Below are 3,892 nucleotides of genomic sequence, written 5' to 3' on the forward strand. Positions count from 1 at the left end.
CCTAATTCCTAATTCCTAATTCCTAATTCCTAATTCCTAATTCCTAATTAAAAATGTTTTCCATTCGGCATTCGTAATTTGAATCAATCCATCTATCAACCCAATTCGGGCAATTACACAGGGGCAATTATTTTTTGAACAATCCGCGGATTATGTAGGCATATTTTGTAATTTAGTCAGCCCCAAAAAACTCAATGATTATGCATATCGCAGTAGCAGGAAATATAGGTTCAGGAAAGACAACTCTCACTAAAATGTTGGCAAAACACTACGGCTGGGAGACTCATTTTGAGGATGTTGAACACAATGCCTATCTCAACGACTTCTACGAGGACATGCAGCGTTGGTCTTTTAATTTGCAAATCTATTATTTGAATTCCCGGTTCACACAGATCCAGGAAATCAAAAACAGTAACAATCATGTGATCCAGGACCGCACAATTTACGAGGATGCGTTCATTTTTGCCCCGAACTTACATTCTATGGGGCTGATGACCACGCGCGACTTTGAAAATTACTTTTCATTGTTCAATCTGATGGATTCATTCGTTTCGGCACCGGATTTGTTGATTTACCTCCGGGCTTCCGTGCCTACTTTGGTAAACCAGATTCAGCAACGCGGAAGAGATTACGAAGAAAGTATTCGTTTGGATTATTTGAAACGCCTGAATGAGCGCTACGAAGCATGGATCTCTACTTACGACAACGGAAAATTATTGATTATTGACGTAGACAATAACCGTTTTCCTGAAAACCAGGAAGATTTGGGGAAAATTATCCAGGCAATTGATGCCGAAATAAACGGATTATTCTAAATACAGATCGTCTGTTCCTTCCAGGTCAGAGAAATCTTTCAGAAGCATTGCCAAATCTGTCAGGATAGCGTCTTTTTGCTCATCCCTGCCTTCGGTTTGCCCGAAATATTCAGTAAGCAATAATTGTGATTCCAAAATAGCGGATTCCGGAGCAACGGTTTCAAAGTTCTCCACCACGGTGATGGTTTCCAATGCATCCAGGAAATCTCCTTCAATTCCGAAGAGCACAAAATCAGCAAGGTAATCCGAGAAATCCAGTTTGGAGTTCCAGAATGTGCTGAGCAATTTTCGCTGAAGCGGACGGTTTTCAGGATTGTTAAATGCTGCCATCAACGGTTCGATTGATGGAGTATCTTTCAAACTCTGCAACAAATCAATCACCAAAGCCTCATTTTCAGCAGATAACCCGGATCTCCAGACAGCAACAAGCGGCTCAATGATGGTTGCATGACCGTGAATTGCAAAAGCCTTGATTGCTCCGGCAATTTTCAACTCATCCTTACTTTGTAAATCACCAAGAAGTTGGTTAATTTTTAATTTATCCTGCTTATTTAAATTGCTTTTCGACACCTGAATATTTTTTTACAAAAGTACAAAATACCACTATCTTTGACTCATTATGAATTGGAAGATTTGCATCCTTTTTTCGGGCTTTTTTTTGGCCCTGAACTCTTGTGTTCTGGACGAAGCAAAACCCAGTGTACACGAAAAAATCATGGTGTATACGGATACGTATTGCCCGGCCGACAGTTCGATCATTCTTGAGTTTGAGCAATCGAAACACATTTCTGTTCAGGTAGTTTATCAGTCTCAGGAGGAAATTGCAAAATCCATTGAGAAAAACAAGTTCAACACCGGTATTGATGTGCTTTTGCTTTCATCCGACAGTTTGAGAGAAAATTTGTACAACCAGAGCTTGTTCAGTCAACTGAAAGGTCACACCTATTTCCGGAATATGGACCGCCAGTTCAACAACAATCATCACTTATGGGTTCCGCTTTGTCACAACCCGCTTATTTTAACGACGAAAAAAGATTCCAGCTCCACATGTCTTCCGCTCAATTGGAATAAATGGAACAAAGACAGTATCCGTCCGAAAATTGAAGTGAAGTCGAATCTGACTTCTTACCTGATGAAGCTTTCAAAGACGGAAAAATTCGTCCGGATCTCCAAAACGAATCATTCCACGGGCTCCAAATATGGGATTTACACCCTGGATCAGCTTGCAAAGCTTTCTGAAAAAAACATTCGTTTCAACCAGGACAATTGCTTTTATTACCTCGTTGAAAAACAACGATTCATGACTAATTTCACCAGCGTCAGTCTTTACAAATACAGCCGGAACAAAGTTGCTTCCGACCAATTTATTGAGTTTTACAGCCGTTTTCAGTACCAGATTGCATCAAACCGGAATCAACTCTCTACCTTCAAAACCATTCAGCCTAATTTCTTAATCCGTACGCTTGAAATTCAATGAGTTGAACTAAGTACCTCAAAATTAATTTGTTAAAATTTGGATTGTTAATTTAATTTTATCTTACATTTAAGCAAACTTCACGCTACTATTATGAATTCTACCGTACTAATCAATGCGGATCGAATACTACTAAACCCGGACAACAGAAAACAAACATTCAGTTTGCTGGTCATTTTGTACTTGTTACTGAGTGCTTTTTTCGTCGGGATTTCAATCCAAATGAGCAATCATTTTTCATTCCCGTTGGGAACAAGTATCTGTCTTGCAATTATTTTCACCATCTGGGTAAAGATTATCCGTGTGACACTCGCCACCGGCTACATTAAAAATGATGTGGTAATCCTCAAACTACTCTCCGAGCGTTCTTTCGTCCTGGAGTTTATCTGTATCAAAAAAGCGCGTTCCTTTTCCCTTTTGGGTTTATCGGTTACTTTTCTCAAATTCAAGTTTGACGGGGTTCAGTATCACACCATTTTGTGTGGAAGGCCCATGCAGGGCGGAACCATCGAGAAAGTGATTATGGAGCACAAAAGAGCTTATAAAAACGATCTTCAAAAAAGCAAGGCATAAGCCGGGTTCTGTACATTCCGAAAAGTTCATTTTCGAAACTGACTGTCATTTATCTGGTACTGACGTCACCGTCAGCATCTATCGATCTACCCTCCAGGCATCCGTCAAATGACGAAAGAGAACGAGCAGCCCTACTCGCCTGGTTTACATGATCTTTCAGCCCGTGAGGTTTACCTAGCTTCCGAATGTCACCACCGGAACGGTGAGCTCTTACCTCACCTTTTCACCCTTACCACTGATTCATCAACTATGAAATCAGGGCGGTTTATTTTCTGCTGCACTTTCTGTACCCGTTCGCCAAAGACGAACGAATCCTTCCTGTTAGGAAGCACGGTTACTCTATGCTGCCCGGACTTTCCTCCCCTGATCGAAATCAGGAGCGACAGTCGGCTTGCTGGTACAAAGTTACGTTTATTTCACGAACTTCTGCGTAGCATATCCGGAAGGAAATACAACGACTAACGAATAAGAACCGGATGCCAATTCCGAAACGTCTAAAATCTGCTCTTTGGATGTTGCAGGAATCTGTTTCCAAACACGCCCGGAATTGTCTACGATAAAGAAATTTTGAGCCAACTCTGCCGTTGAAACATGCAATTCATTCGAAACAGGATTCGGGTAGAACTGAACGGAAACTTTACTTTCTGTTAAGCCCAATCCATTGAAATTATCTCTGTATTCAATCGCAGTAACGGTTTCATTTCCCAAAATTTCATTGGTGCGAATGCGCATCACCGCTTCTTTGTCTGAAGTTGATCTCCATTCGTATTCATGTGTTCGCGGAACCGGAACCGGAACCCACGTAGAGAACCCGCTGAACGAAATATAAATCGAATCCAATTCGTCAATAACATGATGAATACGAATCGCAGCAAATTGTCCGAAAGGGGTTTTTACCGTTCCCCAACCATCCACATTCGTCACACGATGGCGGTGTTGTCTCCATTTTGCATCGTAGATCGGATTCAAATCGACATTTGTATATCCTCTTGATTCGTAATTATCTCCGTAAGTCAACGGAAGTTCATAG

The 3,892-nt window shown here is 41.1% G+C and carries 4 protein-coding genes and 1 other RNA gene; 2 read left to right on the plus strand and 3 right to left on the minus strand.

The features are described 5' to 3' along the window. The first annotated feature begins 200 nt into the window (after positions 1-200). Positions 201-815: a deoxynucleoside kinase gene (locus tag Q1V93_RS09945; protein WP_300664268.1), complete on the plus strand. Its 615-nt coding sequence runs from the start codon at positions 201-203 to the stop codon at positions 813-815. Here the strand turns inward: Q1V93_RS09945 and Q1V93_RS09950 are convergent. Then, on the minus strand, positions 807-1,385 hold the full coding sequence (locus tag Q1V93_RS09950; protein WP_300664270.1) for a hypothetical protein: 579 nt from the start codon (positions 1,383-1,385) through the stop codon (positions 807-809). The genes Q1V93_RS09945 and Q1V93_RS09950 overlap by 9 nt on opposite strands. Before the next feature lie 49 nt (positions 1,386-1,434). On the opposite strand from Q1V93_RS09950, the gene Q1V93_RS09955 reads away from it, so the two are divergent. Then, positions 1,435-2,292 (plus strand): hypothetical protein, encoded by an 858-nt coding sequence (locus Q1V93_RS09955; RefSeq protein WP_300664272.1) that lies wholly within the window; start codon positions 1,435-1,437, stop codon positions 2,290-2,292. A 552-nt stretch (positions 2,293-2,844) separates the two neighbouring features. On the opposite strand, the gene rnpB is transcribed toward Q1V93_RS09955, so the two are convergent. Together rnpB and Q1V93_RS09965 are read right to left on the minus strand one after the other, a co-directional pair. Beyond that, positions 2,845-3,260: RNase P RNA component class A (gene rnpB / locus Q1V93_RS09960), an RNA gene on the minus strand. 13 nt (positions 3,261-3,273) lie between these two features. Then, positions 3,274-3,892 (minus strand): T9SS type A sorting domain-containing protein (locus Q1V93_RS09965; RefSeq protein ID WP_300664274.1); only part of this gene is annotated, 619 nt, incomplete at its 5' end.

The sequence above is a fragment of the Fluviicola sp. genome (genome assembly GCF_030151805.1).
In the GTDB taxonomy this organism is placed as follows: domain Bacteria; phylum Bacteroidota; class Bacteroidia; order Flavobacteriales_D; family Crocinitomicaceae; genus Fluviicola.